15 protein-coding genes and 1 pseudogene are annotated in these 19,298 nt (G+C 64.0%); 14 read left to right on the forward strand and 2 right to left on the reverse strand.

Annotated elements, in window-relative coordinates:
- Positions 1 to 830 precede the first annotated feature (830 nt).
- Together QFZ91_RS00680 and QFZ91_RS00685 are read left to right on the forward strand one after the other, a co-directional pair.
- Positions 831 to 1,061, forward strand: coding sequence for a type II toxin-antitoxin system Phd/YefM family antitoxin (locus QFZ91_RS00680; RefSeq protein ID WP_368716858.1), 231 nt, complete (start codon positions 831 to 833; stop codon positions 1,059 to 1,061).
- Positions 1,061 to 1,450: a type II toxin-antitoxin system VapC family toxin gene (locus QFZ91_RS00685; RefSeq protein WP_429565873.1), complete on the forward strand. Its 390-nt coding sequence runs from the start codon at positions 1,061 to 1,063 to the stop codon at positions 1,448 to 1,450. The genes QFZ91_RS00680 and QFZ91_RS00685 overlap by 1 nt, the downstream gene beginning before the upstream one ends.
- Here the strand turns inward: QFZ91_RS00685 and QFZ91_RS00690 are convergent.
- Positions 1,429 to 2,505, reverse strand: coding sequence for a LacI family DNA-binding transcriptional regulator (locus QFZ91_RS00690; protein WP_368367178.1), 1,077 nt, complete (start codon positions 2,503 to 2,505; stop codon positions 1,429 to 1,431). The two genes, QFZ91_RS00685 and QFZ91_RS00690, sit on opposite strands and share 22 nt — an antisense overlap.
- Positions 2,506 to 2,750: 245 nt before the next feature.
- Here QFZ91_RS00690 and QFZ91_RS00695 point away from each other — a divergent pair, with 245 nt between their 5' ends.
- The 12 genes and pseudogenes from QFZ91_RS00695 (at position 2,751) to QFZ91_RS00750 (ending at position 18,782) form a co-directional block, all read left to right on the forward strand.
- Complete coding sequence (locus tag QFZ91_RS00695; protein ID WP_176365350.1) at positions 2,751 to 4,046, forward strand: extracellular solute-binding protein; 1,296 nt, start codon at positions 2,751 to 2,753, stop codon at positions 4,044 to 4,046.
- Positions 4,047 to 4,109: 63 nt separating this feature from the next.
- A complete protein-coding gene (locus QFZ91_RS00700; protein ID WP_368367179.1) occupies positions 4,110 to 5,027 on the forward strand; it encodes a carbohydrate ABC transporter permease in 918 nt (305 codons plus the stop codon).
- A gap of 3 nt (positions 5,028 to 5,030) precedes the next feature.
- The gene (locus QFZ91_RS00705) at positions 5,031 to 5,861 is read left to right on the forward strand and encodes a carbohydrate ABC transporter permease (protein WP_429565874.1); all 831 of its coding nucleotides are present in this window, start codon (positions 5,031 to 5,033) and stop codon (positions 5,859 to 5,861) included.
- 69 nt (positions 5,862 to 5,930) lie between these two features.
- Positions 5,931 to 7,061 (forward strand): ABC transporter ATP-binding protein, encoded by a 1,131-nt coding sequence (locus tag QFZ91_RS00710; RefSeq protein WP_368718126.1) that lies wholly within the window; start codon positions 5,931 to 5,933, stop codon positions 7,059 to 7,061.
- A gap of 281 nt (positions 7,062 to 7,342) precedes the next feature.
- The gene (locus QFZ91_RS00715) at positions 7,343 to 9,748 is read left to right on the forward strand and encodes a glycoside hydrolase family 3 N-terminal domain-containing protein (RefSeq protein ID WP_429565875.1); all 2,406 of its coding nucleotides are present in this window, start codon (positions 7,343 to 7,345) and stop codon (positions 9,746 to 9,748) included.
- A 65-nt stretch (positions 9,749 to 9,813) separates the two neighbouring features.
- Complete coding sequence (locus tag QFZ91_RS00720; protein WP_429565876.1) at positions 9,814 to 10,581, forward strand: SDR family NAD(P)-dependent oxidoreductase; 768 nt, start codon at positions 9,814 to 9,816, stop codon at positions 10,579 to 10,581.
- Positions 10,578 to 11,462: an SMP-30/gluconolactonase/LRE family protein gene (locus QFZ91_RS00725; protein ID WP_429565877.1), complete on the forward strand. Its 885-nt coding sequence runs from the start codon at positions 10,578 to 10,580 to the stop codon at positions 11,460 to 11,462. Before QFZ91_RS00720 ends, QFZ91_RS00725 begins: the two co-directional genes overlap by 4 nt.
- A gap of 156 nt (positions 11,463 to 11,618) precedes the next feature.
- Positions 11,619 to 12,614 (forward strand): LacI family DNA-binding transcriptional regulator, encoded by a 996-nt coding sequence (locus QFZ91_RS00730; RefSeq protein ID WP_429565878.1) that lies wholly within the window; start codon positions 11,619 to 11,621, stop codon positions 12,612 to 12,614.
- A 179-nt stretch (positions 12,615 to 12,793) separates the two neighbouring features.
- Positions 12,794 to 14,200, forward strand: a complete 1,407-nt coding sequence (locus QFZ91_RS00735) for an MFS transporter (protein WP_176378557.1) — start codon at positions 12,794 to 12,796, stop codon at positions 14,198 to 14,200.
- Between the two features lie 42 nt (positions 14,201 to 14,242).
- Positions 14,243 to 16,028, forward strand: a pseudogene (locus QFZ91_RS00740) (IlvD/Edd family dehydratase).
- An 84-nt stretch (positions 16,029 to 16,112) separates the two neighbouring features.
- The gene (locus QFZ91_RS00745; protein WP_176378559.1) at positions 16,113 to 17,300 is read left to right on the forward strand and encodes a fumarylacetoacetate hydrolase family protein; all 1,188 of its coding nucleotides are present in this window, start codon (positions 16,113 to 16,115) and stop codon (positions 17,298 to 17,300) included.
- 39 nt (positions 17,301 to 17,339) lie between these two features.
- Positions 17,340 to 18,782 (forward strand): aldehyde dehydrogenase family protein, encoded by a 1,443-nt coding sequence (locus QFZ91_RS00750; RefSeq protein ID WP_018433696.1) that lies wholly within the window; start codon positions 17,340 to 17,342, stop codon positions 18,780 to 18,782.
- Between the two features lie 153 nt (positions 18,783 to 18,935).
- On the opposite strand, the gene QFZ91_RS00755 is transcribed toward QFZ91_RS00750, so the two are convergent.
- Positions 18,936 to 19,202 carry a DUF4148 domain-containing protein gene (locus QFZ91_RS00755; protein ID WP_176111596.1) on the reverse strand — a complete coding sequence of 89 codons (267 nt, stop codon included), beginning with the start codon at positions 19,200 to 19,202 and terminating at the stop codon, positions 18,936 to 18,938.
- Between the last annotated feature and the right edge of the window lie 96 nt (positions 19,203 to 19,298).

Genomic DNA, 19,298 nt, shown 5'->3' on the forward strand with positions numbered 1-19,298 from the left:
ACACCGATGGCGGATAGCGCGATGGAGAAAAATGTAGCGAAGGACGATGGCGAGGCCGCGGCTAGCGGCCCGTCCGGGCAGCGGAATGCGCAGACGCCTGGTGAAACGGCGGCTGCCGCGGACCGCGGGCAATCGGCTATCGAACGAGCGCCGCAGCAGCGAGGAAGGTTGAAGAAGCCGCGCGAATCGCTGCATGCGTGGATCGTACATTTCGATGCGGAGCCTTCATCGAGGCCGCCTGCATCGGACGACGAAGAGTGAGGCACAAGCAGGGATGTCGTTAGTTGGTTTGCATCAATATTACGCTTTGCTGTCTATGCCTTGCACGGAGCTTCATCCTTGCTGGGCCTGGCTTTGGGGGCCGGGTCGGGTGGTTCCGAATAGTGGGTCCGAACTTAGGTTAACTCCGCATGGCGGTGGCGAGTAGGGGCCATTAACATCCGCTAACGTTAAGGGTAACGTTCCGGCTGTTTACATCTATTCAAAGAGCTAAAACACGGAGCAGACATTGAAACCCGAGACGCGTCGCGCTCCTATCCGGCACGACCCTGTATGGCCGGAGCGTTCTGCGTAAAACGTATTGATTAGATGGAAGCGCAGCGGTTGCGCGCAGGGATTGGCGCTACCGGTGCGGGCTGTGTCGCGGTTACGGCAATCGTCGCCGCGAGTCGGACGGGAGTTCGAGGGAGCTCCTGGCAGTAGGTTGGGAAGAAGTGCCTGAGAGCAAGGTTGATAAAGAATGTCGGGCCGCGCATCGCGGGCGTTCGGATGCGGGCGCGTCGGCCCGACACAAAAAATAACCGTTGGAATTTTGCTGGGTGGAGAGCGTCATGGAAAAGCGAGTATCTAAAGCCATCTTCAAGTCCCGGGCCTGCGAGCTGTTCCGTCAGGTCGAGGCATTGGGCGAAACCGTGGTCGTCACCGACCGCGGGCAGCCCACCATCGAAATTCGGCCGTATCGCAGCAAACAGGAAAATCCGCTCGAGCTGCTGCGCGCGTCGATTACGCATTTCAATCTGAAACGCGCGTTGCAACCGGTCACGGCCGACCAGGAAGAGTAATGATCACGCTCGACACGCTTGCGCTCGTGTGCTGGCTCGGCAGGCAGAAAGCGCTGAGCCAGGCCGCGCACGATGCGATCGATCGGGAGCTCGCCGGCGGCGAGATCCTGATCTCGGCGATCAGCGCGTTCGAAATCGCGGAGTTCGTGAAGGTCGGCAGTCTCGGGCTGTCGATGGACGCGCGCAGCTGGATGTCGACGTTTCTGTCGCTAGACGGCGTGCGGATGATTCCGGTCGACACCGAGATCGCGTTTCGCGCGGCCACGCTGCCGCCTTCGCTCAGCTTGCATCAACGCCTGATCGTCGCGACCGCGCGCACGCATGGCGGCACGCTCGTGACTTCGGATGCGAAGGTGCGCGCGGCGACTTACGTCGAAACGATCTGGTGACGGCCGCGGCGCTGCTTGATGCGGACAGGGCCGGTGGAATCGCGCACCACCAGTTCCGCCGGCAGCGTGATGCGCTGCGAAGCAGCGTCGATCCCGGCGATTTGCGCGAGCAGCGTGTTGACCGCCGAGCGCGCCATTTGCTGGAACGGTTGACGGATCGTGGTGAGCGCCGGGTGAAACTGCTCGGACATCGGGATGTCGTCGAAGCCGATCACCGAGATGTCGTCCGGCACGCGTAGGCCGGCTTCGCGAATTGCGGCGATTACGCCGAACGCGCTCTGGTCGTTGGCCGTGAAGATCGCGGTGGGGGGCTCGGCGAGGTTCAGCAGATCGAACGTGACGTCGAACGCCATCATTTGCGACAGGTCGCCCGCGGCGACCAGCGAGTCTTCACGCGGCAGGCCGAGACGAGCCAGCGTGTCGTGATAGCCGCGTTGCCGGTCGCGCACACCTTCGATCGTTTCGTCGCCCGCCAGAAACGCGATGCGCTTGTGACCGAGTTCCGCCAGGTGTTCGACCGCGAGACAGGCGCCGCCGTAGTTGTCGACCGACACCGACGGGAAGCCCGTCAGCGTGCCGCGCTGATCGACGACGACGACCGGCACCTTCGCGGTGGCGAGCGCCTCGAGGCACAGCGACTCGCGCGGAAGAATCGCGAGGATGCCGTCGGAGAATTGCTGGATCAGTCCGAGCAGGTCGTGATGCGTATGACGATCTTCGTCGAACACCGTGTAGACCAGCATCTCGCAGCCCGCGCCACGCGCCGCGCGGCCCGCGCCGAGAATCAGTTCGCTGGAGAATTGCGTGTCGAGCGTCGGCGTGATGATGCCGATGATGCCATTGCGGCCACCCGACAGTTTCTGCGCGGTGCGGTTGACGACGTAACCGATGTCCGACGCGATTCTCAGTACTTCGTCACGGGTTTCGCGCGACACGCCAGGACGGCCGTTCAGAGCGCGCGATGCGGTCATCTGGGACACCCCGGCAAGCTTGGCGACGTGCTCAAGTGTGGGGGTTTGTCTTGCCATGCGGGTCGGAGCTGTGCGAGAGGTCATTGGATGGGTCGACTCGCTAATCGCGTTAGCGATACCGTTTATGTAGTCGCTATTCTAGCAGAACCCTGTATATTTCCGCTTTCCCGCAATCAATCAATCTTATACAAGTGTTGCGTCGCAGCCCGCCGAGACCAGGTAAAATCCCGCATAGCCTTACTTCCCGCATCGGCCTAACATTCACTAACGTTAAGGCTAACGTTAACGTTTCGGCGGTTTCTTAAAAATCCAGAAGAGGGGACACACACATGGCGTACCCGGCGTTGTTTAAGGCGCGGTCCATTGTCGGCGCGACGGCGCTGCTGTTTTCGTTGTCTGCAGTTGTTTCGAACGCCCTAGCGGCGGACTCCAAGACGATCACGGTATGGGACCAGCAGACCAATGCGTCGTCGAGCAAGATCATTCGCGACGCGTCGGATCGATTCGAAAAGGCGGTTCCGGGCTACAAGGTCGAGAATTCGCACGTGCTGAACGAAGCGTACAAGACGAAGCTGAAGGTCGCTTTCGGCGCGAACCAACCGCCGTGCGTGTTCGAGAACTGGGGCGGCGGCGGCCTGCACGAGTACGTGAAGTCCGGCCAGATCGCCGACCTGACCCCGTACCTGACCAAGGACCCGGCGTATCGCAACCGCTTCATGCAATCGTCGTGGGATGTCACTACATTCGACGGCAAGACCTACGGTGTTGCTGCCGAAAACGCAGCGGCCGCGGTGATCTTTTACAACAAGGAAGTTTTCAAGAAGTACGGCATCACGCCGCCGAAGACGTGGGATGAACTGATGCACGTCGTCGACGTGCTGAAGCAGCACAACGTTGCAGCGTTCTCGCTCGCGAACAAGAACAAGTGGACCGGATCGATGTACTACATGTACCTGGTCGACCGTATCGGTGGTCCGCAAGTCGTGAAGGATGCGATCGAAGGCAAGGGCAAGGGCTTCGAAGATCCGGCCTTCGTCGAAGCCGGCAAGCGCATTCAGGAACTGGTGAAGGCTGGCGCGTTCGCACCGGGCATCAACGGTCTTGATTACGACTCGGGCGCTTCGCGCCGTCTGCTGTACACCGGCAAGGCTGCCATGGAGCTGATGGGCGCCTGGGAAGCTTCGACGATCGCCAACGAAAATCCGACGTTCTCGAAGGATCTCGACTTCTTCCCGTTCCCGAGCGTGCCGGGTGGCAAGGGTGATCCGCGCGATCTGATCGGCACGGTGGGCGATGGCTTCCTCAGCATCTCGGCCGAGTGCAAGACGCCGGAAGCAGCGTTCAAGCTGATTCAGGCACTGACCGACGAACAGGCGATGCAGGCTCGCGCGTCGGATGACCATAAGCTCCCGCCGGTCAATAACGTCAAGATCGACGATCCGTTCACGCAGCGTCTGCAGAAGCTGCTTGCCGCGGCTCCGAGCGTGCAGCTCTGGTACGACCAGGCACTGCCGCCGGCTCTCGGTGAAATGCACAAGGACACGACGCAGGCGCTGTTCGGCCTGTCGGTGACGCCTGAAGCTGCTGCGCAGCAAATGGAAGCCGCTTCGAAGAAGGGCGGTTGATCTTCTCCAGTCTCAAAGAAAAGTCCGACCGGCACCGCGAGGTGCCGGTCGGCATACAAGCCCGTGAATATTGCAATTACCGCTACTCCCGAACGCCGGCTGAGATTCTCGTCGCAAACGTTAGTCACGGTCGTGTTTCTTGCGCCGTCGCTGCTGCTGCTGGCGGTGTTCCTGCTTTATCCGCTCGTCTCCAGCCTGCGGCTGTCGCTGCTCGACTGGAACGGCCTCGGCAACACTGCCCGTTATATCGGGCTCGCGAACTGGGAGCGGCTCGCGCACGACACGGTGTTCTGGCAATCGCTGAAGAACAACGTGATTCTTGCTGTCTCGTCGATCGTCATCCAGCTTCCGATCGCGCTCGCGCTCGCCGTGCTGCTGGAAAAGGCCGGCCGTGGCTCGCGCTTGCTGAAGGTTCTCTATTTCCTTCCTCTGTTGATGTCGAGCGTGGCGATCGGCGTGCTGTTCAAGCAGATCTACGATCCCAATTTCGGTCCGGTCAACGTCGCGCTGCAGGCATTCGGGCTCGATGGCCTCGCGAAGGACTGGCTGGGCGACCCGCATTTTTCGCTGGGCGCGACGATTGCCGTGATCATCTGGCAGAACGCGCCTTTCTACATGATTCTGTTCCTCGCCGGGCTCTCGTCGATGCCGGCGGAAGTCAACGAGGCTGCGCTGCTCGACGGCGCATCCGAGTGGACCATTTTCTGGCGTATCAAGCTGCCGCATCTGCAGGGCACGGTGCGCACGGCAGTGCTGCTGTCCGTGCTCGGCTCGCTGCGTTACTTCGATCTCGTCTTCGTCATGACCGGTGGCGGCCCCGAAGGCTCGTCCGAGGTGATGGCCACCTACATGTATCGCACGGTGTTTAGTTCGTTCCAACTCGGCTACGGCAGCACCATCGGCTCGGCGATGTTCCTTATCGTCATCACGGTGGCGGCGGTGTCGATGTACTTCACCCGCCGTTATGCAACCGAGGTCTGAACCATGAACAAGAAACTACGCTTCCCCCGCGTCGGGATTCCTCTGCTGGCATTGATCTGGCTGGCCGTCACGACGATTCCGTTTCTCTTCATGGTCGCGTCGAGCCTGAAGAGCCAGGAGGAGACTTTCGCGACGTCCGTGTGGGCGCCCCCGAGCCACCTGTACTGGGGCAATTACGCGGCTGTGCTGCACGGGCCGTTCTTCACTTATTTCCGTAACAGTGTGTTCACGGTGGGCGTGTCGGTGCTGCTGATCGTCATCATCAGTGCGATGGCGGCCTACGTGTTTGCGCGCTTGCGCTTCTCGCTGAACAAGACGCTGTTCGGACTGGTGGTCGCCGGCATGATCGTGCCGCTGCATGCGACGCTCGTGCCGATCTACTTGCTCACGCGCAACCTCGGCCTCTACGACACCGCGTTCGCGCTGCTCGGCCCGTATGTGGCGCTCAGTCTGCCGGTGTCGATCTTCATCCTGACCGAATTCATGCGCCAGATTCCGCGCGAGCTCGAAGAAGCGGCGCAGCTCGACGGCTGCAGTCCGTTCCGCATCTTCTGGCGGATTTTCTTCCCGCTTTCGGCACCGGGGCTCGCCACTGTGACGATCTTCAACGGCATTGGCCTTTGGAACGAGTTCATCTTCGCGTACATGCTCACGTCGACGGCCGAGCACCGTACGCTGCCGCTCGCGATCTGGGACTTCATGGGGCAATACGCGTCGAACATTCCTTCGATGCTGTCCGTCCTCGTGCTCACCTCGTTGCCGCTGATCGTTGCCTACGCGTTCGGTCAGGAGCGCGTGATCAAGGGGATGATGGCTGGCTCGCTCAAGGGCTGATCCGCATCGCACACCACCTCGAATCGTGTGGGCCGCAGTGGCCCGCACACCGAACTTCGCAAAAACGACATGGCAAGCATCTCTCTCACTAACGTACAGAAGTCCTATACGAGCGGTAACTCGGTGATCCGCGACGCCAACCTCGAAGTCGGCAAGGATGAATTCTGCGTGTTCCTCGGGCCGTCCGGCTGCGGCAAGTCCACGCTGCTGCGCATGATTGCCGGCCTCGAATCGATCACCGACGGCGAACTGCGCATCGACGGTGAACTGATGAACAACGTCGAACCCGCGAAGCGCCAGGTAGCGATGGTATTCCAGAACTACGCGCTGTATCCGCATATGAGCGTGTACGAGAACATGGCGTTCGGTCTGCGTCAGGCGAAAGTCGACAAGGCCATCATCGACAAGAAAGTGCGCAGCGCCGCTGCCGCACTGCAACTCGACAGCTATCTCGAGCGCCGCCCCGCTGCGCTGTCCGGCGGCCAGCGCCAGCGCGTGGCGATCGGCCGCGCGATCGTGCGCGAGCCGGGCGTGTTCCTGTTCGACGAGCCACTGTCGAATCTCGACGCCGCGCTGCGCGTGCAAACGCGTACTGAAATCGCCCGTTTGCATCGCGAGTTCAACCGTGCGAGCGCGGTGTACGTCACGCACGACCAGATCGAAGCAATGGCGCTCGCCGACAAGATCGTGCTGCTGCACGCCGGCGCGGACATGGAAAAACACGGCAGCATCGCGCAGATCGGCGCGCCGCTCGATCTGTATCACCGGCCCAAGAGCCGCTTCGTCGCGGGCTTCATCGGTTCGCCGAAGATGAACTTCATGCCGGCCACGGTCCTCGCGGTCGACGAAAAGGGCATTCAGGTCGAACTGACCACGGGCGAGCGCGTGCGCGCCGAGGTCGACGGCAGCAGGCAGCGCGTCGGCTCGCAGGTCACGCTCGGCATCCGGCCGGAGCATCTCGCCCTGCCGTCGGCGCAGCCCGGCGTGCAGTCGATTCGCTGCGCCGTGCGTCTGGTCGAGCGGATGGGCGAGCACAGCTACGTGCACGTGGACGGTGGCGTGCGAGACGGCAACACGATGATCGCCAAACTGCCCGGCGACGGTGGCGTGAACCACGACGAACGCGTCGAGTTGGCGTTCGCACCCCACGCGTGCCACGTATTCGACGACAAGGATTTCGCGCTGCCGCGTCTGCACTGATGCGCTTGTGACCGCGCTTTGCTGCGCGAAGCAGGCAAGCGCGGTCCTACTGAACCGCGTCGCTAGTCGCACCGAACGACCCGCAGCCGATCAAACACCGCGAATCTAGAATCGCGGCCGCGTTCGGTCGATTAGCAGGACTGCGAAGTACGGAAAGTTATCTGAAATGGAACCGGATGGCTCCGGGCCGAAGCAACGCCCTGCCGCACGCTTGTCAGGAACAACGGATTTGTCGGCGCTTCATGCGCTTCGTACACCAGGATAAATAAAAGGAGTTTTCGATGTTGCTTCGCCAAAGTGAGATGCCGCTCTACCGCAATCCCGCCGCAGCCGTGGAAGAGCGCGTGGGCGATCTGCTCGCGCGCATGACACTCGACGAAAAGATTGCGCAGCTTCATGCCGCGTGGCTGGTGCTGTCGGCCGATGGCAATCACAAGGCGCGTAGCATCGATTTCGCGCAGAGTGCCAACCAGATCACGGTCGACGAAATCTTGCAATATGGCCTCGGCCAGATCACGCGTCCGCTCGGCACGCATACGGTCGAACCGAAGGAAGGCGTGCGCGCGCTCAACGAACTGCAGCGCAAGATGGTGGAAGACACGCGCCTCGGCATTCCGGTGATGGCGCACGAGGAGTGCCTCGTCGGCCTCATGATCAAGGACGCGACGCTCTTCCCGTCGCCGTTGAACTATGCAGCGACGTGGAATCCGCGACTGGTCGGCGAAGTCGGCACGATCATCGGCGAGCAGGCGCGTTCGATCGGCTGTCACCAGGGGCTCGCGCCAGTGCTCGACGTGTCGCGCGATCCGCGCTGGGGCCGCACCGAGGAGACGCTCGGCGAAGACCCGTATCTGGTCGGCGTGCTCGCGTGCCATTACGTGAAAGGCCTGCAAGGCGAACAGCGCGATTTGCTCGCGACGCTCAAGCATTTCGTCGGTCATTCGGCGAGCGAAGGCGGCCGCAATCATGCGCCGGTGCATGTCGGTCCGCGCGAGCTCAACGACGTGTTCATGCTGCCGTTCGAAATGGCCGTAAAGCTCGCGAACGCGGGCTCGGTGATGCCCGCGTATCACGACGTCGATGGCGTGCCCTGCCATGGCGATCGCACGCTGCTGCACGACACGCTGCGCGAGAAGTGGGGTTTCGACGGTCTCGTCGTCGCGGATTACGCGGGCGTCGACCTGCTTTACAGCCATCACGCGGTGGCGCGCGACAGCGCTTCGGCCGCGGCTCTCGCGTTCAACTCCGGCCTCGATGTCGAGCTGCCGGGCCACGAGTGCGCGGTGCATCTGAAGGAGGCGCTCGAGCGCAACGAGATCACCGAAGCGACGATCGACACCGCCGTCACGCGCGTGCTGCGCGTGAAATTCCAGCTCGGCCTGTTCGAGAATCCGTATGTCGATCCCGAACGCGTCGACGTGAAGAGCGCGGCCGCGGGCGATACCGCGTATCAGGTCGCGCTCGAATCGGCGGTTCTGCTGCGCAATCAGGGCGACGTGCTGCCGCTCGACGCGAACGGCGCCGACAAGATCGCGGTGATCGGCCCGACCGCCGACGATCCGCTCGCGCTCCTCGCCGGCTATAGCTTCCCGGTGCATCTGATCAACAGCGGCGAGCAGTCCACTGCTTCGATCTCGACGCCGCTGCGTTCGCTGCGCGCGTTGCTCGGCAACGAGCGCGTGATTCACGCGCAGGGCTGCGACATCATCAAGGAACGCCGCGCGGGCGCGCCGGTGTTCCCGGGCGACGTGTCGCTCGATTTGACCGGCGACGCGCATTGCGACGAACTGATCAGCAAGGACACCGACGGCATCGCGGCGGCGGTCGAGGCCGCGCGGCAAGCGGGCGTCGCGCTGGTGTTCGTCGGCGATCTGGCCGGCCTGTTCCAGTCCGGCACGGTCGGCGAAGGGTCCGATACCGACAGCCTTGACCTGCCGGGCGTGCAGCAGGCGTTGCTGCAGGCGGTGGTCGACAGCGGCACGCCGACGGTCGTCGTGATGACGGGCGGCCGCCCGTACAATCTCGGCGGCCTCGAAGATCGCATCGCCGCGCAGATCATGGCGTTCGCGCCGGGCGAGCGCGGCGCCGAAGCGCTGGCCGATCTGCTGGTGGGCCGCGCCAACTTCAGCGGCCGTCTGCCGTTGTCGGTGCCGAAGAGCGCGGGCGCCGTGCCGTACGTGTATAACCATCGTCTGAAGAGCGCTGGAACGCCGATTGCATACCATTTCGGTTGCCGCTATCCGTTCGGCTTCGGTCTCGGCTATACGCAGTTCCGTTACGGCGATCTCGCGCTCGCGCACAGCGAAGTGCCGATCGCAGACGGGACGATCGAGTTGAGCTTCACGCTCGACAACATCGGTGCGCGCGACGGCACCGAGATCGTGCAGATCTACGTGCGTGACCGTCACGCGTCGGTCGCGCGGCCGGTGCGCGAGTTGAAAGCGTTTGCGCGCGTGCCGCTCGCGGTCGGTGCCTCGGCGCGTGTGCGCGTGAAGCTGCCGGTCGATATGCTCAACTTCACCGACGCGCGCGGCGAGCGTATCGTCGAGCCCGGTGATTTCGATCTGCTCGTCGGCAGTTCGAGCCGCGACATTCATCTGAGCGCCACGGTCGCGGTCGCGGGCTCCGCGACCAGAACGCTCGAACGCAACTGGCGCATGCTGAGCGAAGTCGAGATCGTGGCCTAAGCGGCGGGTCGGGGCGGCGAGTGCCGCCCTGTGTGTGGTCCTACTCGTTACAAGTGGAAAATCTGATGTCGTACGCAACCTATCCAAGCCTGGCGGACAAAACCATTGTCGTAACCGGCGGCGGCAGCGGGATCGGCGCCGCGATCGTCGAGGCCTTCGCGCAGCAAGGCGCGCGCGTGTTCTTCCTCGACGTCGCCGAGCACGATTCGCTCGCGCTGCAGGAAAAGCTTCACCACGCGAAGCATCAACCGCTGTTCCGCCGCTGCGACCTGAAAAATGTCGATGCAATCGAAAGCACGTTTGCGGCCATCGTCGAAGCGGCAGGTCCGATCGACGTGCTCGTCAACAACGCCGGCAACGACGACCGGCACGAAATCGGCGATCTCACCGCGAGCTACTGGGACGACCGTATCGCGGTGAATCTGCGCCACCAGTTCTTCTGCGCGCAGGCCGCCGCGAACGGCATGCGTCGCGCGGGGCGCGGCGTGATCCTGAATCTGGGCTCGGTGTCCTGGCATGTCGCGCTGCCGAACCTCGCGATCTATATGACGGCCAAGGCGGGCATCGAAGGGCTCACGCGTGGTCTCGCGCGCGATCTGGGCGGCGCGGGCATCCGCGTGAACTGCATCATTCCGGGTGCGGTGAAGACGCCGCGGCAAATGCAGCTGTGGCAATCGGCGGAGAGCGAAGCGAAGGTCGTCGCGAGTCAGTGTCTGCAACTGCGCATCGAGCCCGAGCACGTCGCGCGCATGGCGTTGTTCCTCGCGTCCGACGACGCGTCGCGCTGCTCCGGCCGTGATTACTTCGTCGACGCAGGGTGGTACGGAGAATGAGCATGCAGGTACCTGTGTGCGTATGGGCGGTCGGCGCCGAACTGGCTGAAGGGCCGCTGTGGCAGGCTGCCGAGAACGCCGTGTATTTCGTCGATATCAAGGGGCGCCGGATTCATCGGCTGTCCGTCGCGAGCGGCGAGCAGCGGACGTGGCAGGCGCCGGACCAGCCCGGTTTTCTGGCGCCGCTCGCTAACGGCACGTTCGTGTGCGGGCTGCCAGGCGGCCTGCATCGCTTCGATCCGGCGAGCGGGGAGTTCAGCAAGCTCGTCGACGTCGAACCGCATCTGCCGGGCAACCGCCTGAACGACGGTTTCGTCGATGCCCAAGGGCGCTTGTGGTTCGGCTCTATGGACGATGCCGAAGAGGCGCCGAGCGGCACGCTCTATCGCGTGAACGAGCGAGGCTCGGCGATCGCGCAGGACGATGACTACGTGATCACGAACGGCCCGGCGATGAGCCCGGACGGCCGCACGCTGTATCACAACGACACGATGCGGCGCGTGGTCTATGCGTTCGACGTCGCCGCGGACGGCACGCTGTCGGGCAAGCGCATCTTCGCCGCGATCTCGGGCGACGGCCATCCCGACGGCATGGCCGTCGATGCCGACGGCTTCGTGTGGATCGCGCTGTTCGGCGGCTGGCGGATCGAGCGTTACTCACCGGCGGGCGAACTGGTCGATCAGGTGCCGTTGCCGTGCGCGAACGTGACGAAGCTCGCGTTCGGCGGCGACGATCTGCAAACCGTCTATGTGACGACCGCATGGAAGGGGCTGACTGCCGTCGAGCGCCAGCATCAGCCGCAGGCGGGCGGGCTGTTCTCGTTCCGAGCACCAGTGGCGGGACAGGTTCATGCTCGCTGCACGGTGGGCTTCGAGCGTTAAAACGAAAAAACACAGCGACAGGACAAGCCGCAATACGCAACCCTGACGTTGCCTGGTCGCTCCGCAAGGAGCGGCCCGCTATCATGTGCCTTCCATGACTTCCGCGCATTCGCCCCGATTCCTATCATGACGTCCAGGCCGCCAGTCCCGCCCCGCATGTCCGATGTTGCCGAACGTGCGGGCGTCTCGAAGATGACCGTGTCGCGCGTGCTCGCGGGCCGCAACGTGTCGCAAGCGACCCGCGAACGCGTGCAAAAGGTCATCGACGAACTCGGTTACGTCGCCGATGCGGCGGCGGGCGCGCTGTCGTCGGGACGCTCGGAGTTCGTCGCGGTGCTGGTGCCGTCGCTGTCCAGCTCGAACTTCTCCGACACCGTGCGCGGCCTGAATGCCGCACTGAATCCGCATGGTCTGCAACTGCTGCTCGGCGATACGGACTACCTGCTGGAACAGGAAGAACTGCTGGTGCGCTCGATGCTGCGCCACCAGCCGCGCTGCGTCGCTTTGACGGGCGGCCGGCACACCGACGCGACGCGCATGCTGTTGCAGCGCGCCGGTATCCCGGTCGTCGAAATGTGGGATTTGCCCAGCGATCCGATCGATACGGTCGTCGGCTTTTCGAACTCGGCGGCGGCGCGCGCGATGGTTCGGCATCTGCACGAGCGCGGTTATCGGCGGATCGGCTTTATCGCGGGCGCCAGCGAGCGCGACCGGCGCGGGCACGACCGGATGCGCGGCTACGTCGCCGAAGTCAAGGCGCTGGGCCTCGGCGAGCCGCGCGTGATCCGGCTTGGCGATTCGCCGATCACGATGAGCCACGGCGCGCCGGCGATCAGCGCGTTGCTGGACACGTGGCCCGATACCGAGGCCGTGATGTGCGTGAGCGACATGTCGGCGTTCGGCGCGATCATGGAGTGCCATCGGCGCGGGCTGTCGGTGCCGGGCGACATCGCGGTTGCCGGTTTCGGCAACTTCGAGGTGTCGTGGTGCTGTCAGCCGAGCATCACGACGGTATCGGTCGATGCGTACGGCATCGGCCTGCGCGCCGGCGAGACGCTGCTCGCGGCGCTCGCTGACCGCGAAGCCGGCGGCGTGCATCGCAGCAAAGCGGTGAAGATCGATTTCACGGTGATTTCGCGCGATAGCGCGTAATGGGCGCATCGCTGAATTCGCAAGCCGCGAATGCGTCGAACTACCCTTAATCAGACAGATCAGGGATATCCCTTGGTTGTCCGGACGGTAAGCCCGGCGTAACATCCACAGCCAGAAATGTTACCGGTAACTTTGCCGGCAACGGCATTTGCCAACAAAACACGCTGATGGAGAAACGAATGACCGCTGTACCGTCCGCCATCGCCGCGCCCACCGCGCGCGTCGACGAGTTCGAGGAAAGGACCTATCGCAAGGTCGTGCGCCGGCTGCTGCCAATACTGTTGCTGTGCTACGTGGTTGCGTATCTGGATCGCGTGAACGTCGGCTTCGCGAAGCTGCAGATGCTCGACGATCTCGGCCTGTCCGACACGATGTACGCGATCGGCGCGAGCGTGTTTTTCTGGGGCTATTTCATCTTCGAAGTGCCCAGCAACGTGTTTCTGCATCGCTACGGCGCGCGTTTCTGGATCGCGCGCATCATGTTCACGTGGGGGCTCGTGTCGATGGCGCTCGCGTTCGTCGCGCCGCTCGCGCAGATCGCGCACGTCGAAACCGCGACGATGTTCTACATCCTGCGCTTCCTGCTCGGGCTCTGCGAGGCCGGCTTCTTCCCCGGCGTGATTCTGTATCTGAACTTCTGGTTTCCCGCGCAGCGCCAAAGCCGCGTGATGTCCGGCTTTCTGATCGCGATGCCGGTCAGTCTGATGCTCGGCGGGGTCGTGTCGGGCTGGCTGATGGAACATACGGCGGGCCTGCTCGGCTATCAGGGCTGGCAATGGATGCTGCTGATCGAGGGCGTGCCGTCGCTGCTGACCGCGTTCGTCGTGTACTTTTCGCTCGACGACGGCATCGACCGCGCCCGCTGGCTCACGCCCCAGGAAAAGAGCCTGCTCGCGGCGAATCTGCAGCGCGAAAGCGCGCACAAGACCGCGCGCTTCGGCTCCGCGGTGCGCGATCCGCGCGTCTGGCTGCTGGTCGCGATCTTGCTCACCTTCAATACCGGCTTCTACGGTCTCGCGTTCTGGCTGCCGTCGATCATCAAGGCGACCGGCGTGCAGGACCCGCTGCATATCGGCCTGTTGACCGCGATCCCGTACGGCGTGGCGATCGTCGCGACGCTCGCGAACGCCGCGCATTCGAAGAAGACCGGCGAGCGGCGCCTGCATGCGGCGATTCCGGCGCTGATCGGCGGAGTCGGTCTGATCATGAGCGCAGCTTTGGCGCATCATGTGGTGTGGGCGATCACGTTTCTGACGATCGCCACCGCTGGCATCCTCGCGTTGATGCCAATTTACTGGACGTTCCCGGGGCAGTTGCTGTCGGGCGCCGCGGCGGCGGCCGGCATCGCGATGATCAACGCGATCGGCAATCTGTCCGGATTTACCGGTTCGATGATCACCGCCGTGGCAAAAAACCTGACCGGCGACATCAACAACGGCACCTACGCACTCGGTGCGTGTCTGCTGGTCAGCTGCGTGCTGATCCTGCTCGTGCCGCGCACGATGCTGACGCGGGCCACGTCGAATGAAAACAGCGCGCCTGGCCGCGAGACGGCGCGCGCACGGAAACACGCAGAGCACGCATAAGCGCGTATCAGCAACCCTCACCCAGACAGAGAGACACGCATCATGTCAGCATCCACCCCGCGCCGGCTGCGTAGCCAGGAATGGTTCGACGATCCCTCGCACGCGGATATGACGGCACTGTACGTCGAGCGATTCATGAACTACGGTCTGACGCGCGAAGAGCTGCAGTCGGGCCGGCCGATCATCGGCATCGCGCAGACGGGCAGCGATCTCGCGCCCTGCAACCGGCATCACATCGAACTGGCGGCGCGCACGAAAGCCGGCATTCGCGACGCGGGTGGCATTCCGATGGAGTTTCCGGTGCATCCGCTCGCCGAGCAGAGCCGCCGGCCGACCGCCGCGCTGGACCGCAATCTCGCGTATCTGGGTCTCGTCGAAATCCTGCACGGCTTCCCGCTCGACGGCGTGGTGCTGACCACCGGCTGCGACAAGACCACGCCCGCGTGCCTGATGGCCGCGGCCACTGTCGACATGCCGGCGATCGTGCTGTCCGGGGGCCCGATGCTCGACGGCTGGCACGACGGCAAGCGCGTCGGCTCGGGCACCGTGATCTGGCATGCGCGCAATCTGCTCGCGGCCGGCGAGATCGACTACGAAGGCTTCATGGAGCTGACCACCGCATCGTCGCCGTCGATCGGTCACTGCAACACGATGGGCACCGCGCTGTCGATGAATAGCCTCGCGGAAGCGCTCGGCATGTCGCTGCCCGGCTGCGCGAGCATTCCGGCCGCATATCGCGAGCGCGGCCAGATGGCCTACGCGACCGGCAAGCGCATCGTCGATCTGGTGCGCGAGGACGTGCGGCCGTCGAAGATCATGACTAAAGAAGCGTTCGAAAACGCGATCGTGGTCGCATCGGCGCTCGGCGCGTCCACCAACTGCCCGCCGCATCTGATCGCGATCGCGCGGCACATGGGCGTCGAGCTGAGTCTCGACGACTGGCAGCGCGTCGGCGAGCAGGTGCCGCTGATCGTCAACTGCATGCCCGCGGGCGAGTATCTCGGCGAGAGCTTCCATCGCGCGGGCGGCGTGCCGGCCGTGATGCACGAACTCGCGAAAGCCGGCCTCGTGCACGAGGAATGTCTGACGGTGTCGGGCCGCACGATGGGCGAAATCGCGGCCGCCGCGCCGACGCCGGATCGCGAGGTGATCAAGACGACCGACGATCCGCTGAAGCACGGCGCGGGCTTCATGGTGCTGTCGGGCAACTTCTTCGACAGCGCGATCATGAAGATGTCGGTGGTCGGCGATGCGTTCCGCAAGACCTATCTGAGCGAGCCGGGTGCGGAGAACGCCTTCGAAGCACGCGCGATCGTGTTCGACGGCCCCGAGGACTATCACGCGCGCATCAACGACCCGGCCCTCGAAATCGACGAGCATTGCATTCTCGTGATTCGCGGCACCGGCACGGTCGGCTATCCGGGCAGCGCCGAGGTCGTCAACATGGCGCCGCCGGCGGCGCTCGTGCGCCAGGGCATCACGTCGCTGCCCACACTGGGCGACGGCCGGCAAAGCGGCACGTCCGCGAGCCCGTCGATTCTGAACATGTCGCCGGAAGCGGCGGTGGGCGGCGGCCTCGCGCTGTTGCGCACGAATGACCGCATCCGTGTCGATCTGAATTCGCGCAGTGTCAACGTACTGGTCGACGAAGCCGAACTCGCGCGACGCCGCGAAACCGTGAAGTTCGAGATTCCGGCCGCTCAAACGCCGTTGGCAGGAGCTGTACCGCAAGACGGTCGGCCAGCTTTCGACCGGCGGCTGTCTGGAACCGGCGACGCTTTATCTGAAGGTGATTGCCGAGCGCGGCAATCCACGGCATTCGCATTGACCTGCAGGTGACAATGCCGGGCTTCGCACGCAACGCGACGCCCGGCCTTGCCCGTTCCTCCACTTATTCGAAAGAGCCCATCCCATGTCCGCAACTTCCTCCTCCAGCTTTCTTCCCGGCGATCTGAACGACGCGCTGCTGATCGGCCGCGTGTGGCGCAAGACCGAGCAGCACGAAGGACCGTGCGTGGTCGTCGTGCGCGGCGGCGAAGTGTTCGACATCACCGCGAGCGTGCCGACCACCGCCGATCTATTCGAACGCGACGATGCCGCGCAATTTGCGCGCAGCGCGCCGGGCGCGCCGCTCGGGCCGGTCGCGCAACTGATCGACGCGAACCTGCCGGGCGCGAGCACCCCCGCCGTGCGCCTGCTCGCGCCGTGCGATGTGCAGGCGATCAAGGCCTGTGGCGTCACGTTCGCGGTGAGCCTGATCGAGCGCGTGATCGAGGAGCAGGCCGGCGGCGATCCGGCGAAGGCGAAGGAAGTGCGCGAGACGATCGCATCGACGATCGGCACCGATCTGTCGAAGATCAAGCCGGGCTCGGAGGCCGCGATGAAGCTGAAGGCCGAGCTCGAGCGTCGCGATGCGTGGTCGCAATACATGGAAGTCGGCATCGGTCCGGACGCCGAAGTATTTTCGAAATCGCAGCCGATGTCGGCGGTCGGCTTCGGCGCGGACGTCGGTCTGCTCGCCGCGTCGGTGTGGAACAACCCGGAGCCGGAGATCGTGCTCGCGGTGAATAGCCGCGGCAACATCGTCGGCGCGACGCTGGGCAACGACGTGAACCTGCGCGACATCGAAGGGCGCTCGGCGCTGTTGCTCGGCAAGTGCAAGGACAACAACGGCTCGTGCGCGATCGGCCCGTTCGTGCGGCTGTTCGACGACACCTTCTCGCTCGACTCGGTGCGCAGCGCGAGCGTGTCGCTGCGCGTCGAAGGCACCGACGACGAGTTCGTGCTCGACGGCGTGAGCCATATGAGCGAGATCAGCCGCGACCCGGCCGACCTCGTCGCGCAGACCTGCGGCCGTCACCATCAGTACCCGGACGGCTTTATGCTGTTCCTCGGCACGATGTTCTCGCCGATCAAGGACCGCGACGCGCCCGGCGCCGGTTTCACGCATCACCTCGGCGACCGCGTGACGATTTCGACGCCGCAGCTCGGCGCGCTGACCAACACGGTGCGCCTGTCCACCGAAATCGAACCGTGGACGTTCGGCGTGCGCGCGCTTTATCGCAACCTCGCGGCTCGTGGCCTGCTGGTTGCTGAATAACTGGATCGTCGCTGCAATTTTCGAAAGGAGAATCAGGACATGAGTCAATTTGCAAACTACATCGACGGACAGTGGGTCGACGGCGCGAGCGTATCGCGTAACGTCAATCCGTCGAATCTCGACGACGTGATCGGCGAATTCGCGCAAGCCGACGCCGAGCAGACGCACCGCGCGATCAGCGCCGCGCGCAAGGCTTTCGCGACGTGGTCGCTGTCCACGCCGCAGCAGCGCTTCGACGTGCTCGACCAGGCAGGCAGCGCGATCCTCGCGCGCAAGGCGGAGCTCGGCAAGCTGCTCGCGCGTGAAGAAGGCAAGACGCTGCCCGAGGCGATCGGAGAAGTGGGCCGAGCCGGCCAGATCTTCAAGTTTTTCGCGGGCGAAGCGCTGCGCGTCGGCGGCGAAATCGTGCCGTCGGTGCGGCCGGGCATGACGGTCGAAATGACGCGCGAACCGGTTGGCGTGGTCGGCCTGATTACGCCATGGAACTTTCCGATCGCGATTCCGGCGTGGAAGATCGCGCCGGCGCTCGCGTACGGCAATACGGTCGTCATCAAGCCGGCCGATCTGGTGCCGGGCAGCACGTGGGAGCTGGTCAAGATCATCGCCGAGGCTGGCGCGCCGGCGGGCGTGATCAACCTCGTGATGGGCCGCGGCTCGGTGGTCGGCGAGGCGCTGGTGTCGTCGCCGCACGTGGATGCGATCAGCTTTACCGGTTCGGTCTCGACGGGCCGCGCGATCGGCGCGAAGTGCTTCGAGTCGGGCAAGAAATTCCAGCTCGAAATGGGCGGCAAGAATCCGATGGTCGTGCTCGACGACGCCGATCTCGACGTCGCGGTCGAAGCCTGCATCAACGGCGCGTTCTACTCGACGGGCCAGCGTTGCACGGCATCGAGCCGGCTGATCGTCACCGCGGGGATCTACGACCGCTTCATCGACGGCATGAAGGCGCGCATGCGCGCACTGAAGGTCGGCGATGCGCTCGCGGACGGCACGCAGATCGGCCCTGTCGTCGACGACAAGCAACTGGAGCAGGATGAGCGCTATCTGGCGATCGCGCGCGAAGAGGGTGGCACGGTGTTCGGCGGCGAGCGCGTCCAAGGCGTGACGCCGGGCAACTTCCTCGCGCCGGCGCTGGTCACGGAGACGACCTCGGCGATGCGCATCAACCGCGAAGAGGTGTTCGGGCCGGTCGCGTCGGTGATCAAGGTCAAGGACTACCAGGAAGCGCTCGCGGTCGCTAACGACACCGAGTTCGGTCTGTCGGCCGGCATCTGCACGACGTCGCTGAAGTACGCGAGTCATTTCCGCCGCCATGTGCAGGCGGGCATGGTGATGGTCAACACCGCGACGGCGGGGGTCGATTATCACGTGCCGTTCGGCGGCAGGAAGGGATCGAGCTATGGTCCGCGCGAGCAGGGCGCCTACGCCCGCGAGTTCTATACGTCGGTGAAGACCGCGTATATCAACCCGGGCGCGGTCTGACGCGATACTAGCGGGGCTTGCCAAAACGGAACTGGCCCGCCATTGCATTCAGTCGCGATGGCGGGCCAGCAGGGGAAGCTGCAAGAGCGCTATGGCAAAGCGCTCCGGCAGGTACAGCTACATCAACGGCAACTTTCCAACCGGGAACGCGGCTTACTGCGCTGCGCGGCCCTGTTGCGACGAACCGCTGGTCACGCCGCCGACCGCGCTGTTCTGCGCCGCGACGCGGGCTTCGGCAGCCTGAATGTTCGACGGATATTCGTTCGGGTTCGAACGCGCAGGGTTGTAGCCGGCCTTTTCGATCTGAACCAGCTCTTCACGAACTTGCGCGCGGGTCAGCGGCTGGTTCGATTGAGCGAAAACAGCAACCGGAGCAGCGAGGGTAGCGGCGATAACGACAGCTTGAACGAGCGATTTCATTTTTACTACCTCCAGGTTTTGTCTTGTTAGGCTGCGAAACCGTTTGTTTGCAGCAGTGATGACAGTCTAGGGGGAACCGGAACTAGGGTAAATACC

Source organism: Paraburkholderia sp. JPY419 (assembly GCF_050435705.1).
Classification (GTDB): domain Bacteria; phylum Pseudomonadota; class Gammaproteobacteria; order Burkholderiales; family Burkholderiaceae; genus Paraburkholderia; species Paraburkholderia youngii.

Bases quoted from the DNA above. Each gene is read 5' to 3' on its own strand.
- QFZ91_RS00755 (WP_176111596.1), bottom strand. From the start codon at position 19,202: ATGAAATCGCTCGTTCAAGCTGTCGTTATCGCCGCTACCCTCGCTGCT.
- QFZ91_RS00680 (WP_368716858.1), top strand. From the start codon at position 831: ATGGAAAAGCGAGTATCTAAAGCCATCTTCAAGTCCCGGGCCTGCGAG.
- QFZ91_RS00695 (WP_176365350.1), top strand. From the start codon at position 2,751: ATGGCGTACCCGGCGTTGTTTAAGGCGCGGTCCATTGTCGGCGCGACG.
- QFZ91_RS00730 (WP_429565878.1), top strand. From the start codon at position 11,619: ATGTCCGATGTTGCCGAACGTGCGGGCGTCTCGAAGATGACCGTGTCG.
- QFZ91_RS00690 (WP_368367178.1), bottom strand. From the start codon at position 2,505: ATGACCTCTCGCACAGCTCCGACCCGCATGGCAAGACAAACCCCCACA.
- QFZ91_RS00750 (WP_018433696.1), top strand. From the start codon at position 17,340: ATGAGTCAATTTGCAAACTACATCGACGGACAGTGGGTCGACGGCGCG.
- QFZ91_RS00705 (WP_429565874.1), top strand. From the start codon at position 5,031: ATGAACAAGAAACTACGCTTCCCCCGCGTCGGGATTCCTCTGCTGGCA.
- QFZ91_RS00715 (WP_429565875.1), top strand. From the start codon at position 7,343: ATGTTGCTTCGCCAAAGTGAGATGCCGCTCTACCGCAATCCCGCCGCA.
- QFZ91_RS00745 (WP_176378559.1), top strand. From the start codon at position 16,113: ATGTCCGCAACTTCCTCCTCCAGCTTTCTTCCCGGCGATCTGAACGAC.
- QFZ91_RS00735 (WP_176378557.1), top strand. From the start codon at position 12,794: ATGACCGCTGTACCGTCCGCCATCGCCGCGCCCACCGCGCGCGTCGAC.
- QFZ91_RS00685 (WP_429565873.1), top strand. From the start codon at position 1,061: ATGATCACGCTCGACACGCTTGCGCTCGTGTGCTGGCTCGGCAGGCAG.
- QFZ91_RS00725 (WP_429565877.1), top strand. From the start codon at position 10,578: ATGAGCATGCAGGTACCTGTGTGCGTATGGGCGGTCGGCGCCGAACTG.
- QFZ91_RS00710 (WP_368718126.1), top strand. From the start codon at position 5,931: ATGGCAAGCATCTCTCTCACTAACGTACAGAAGTCCTATACGAGCGGT.
- QFZ91_RS00720 (WP_429565876.1), top strand. From the start codon at position 9,814: ATGTCGTACGCAACCTATCCAAGCCTGGCGGACAAAACCATTGTCGTA.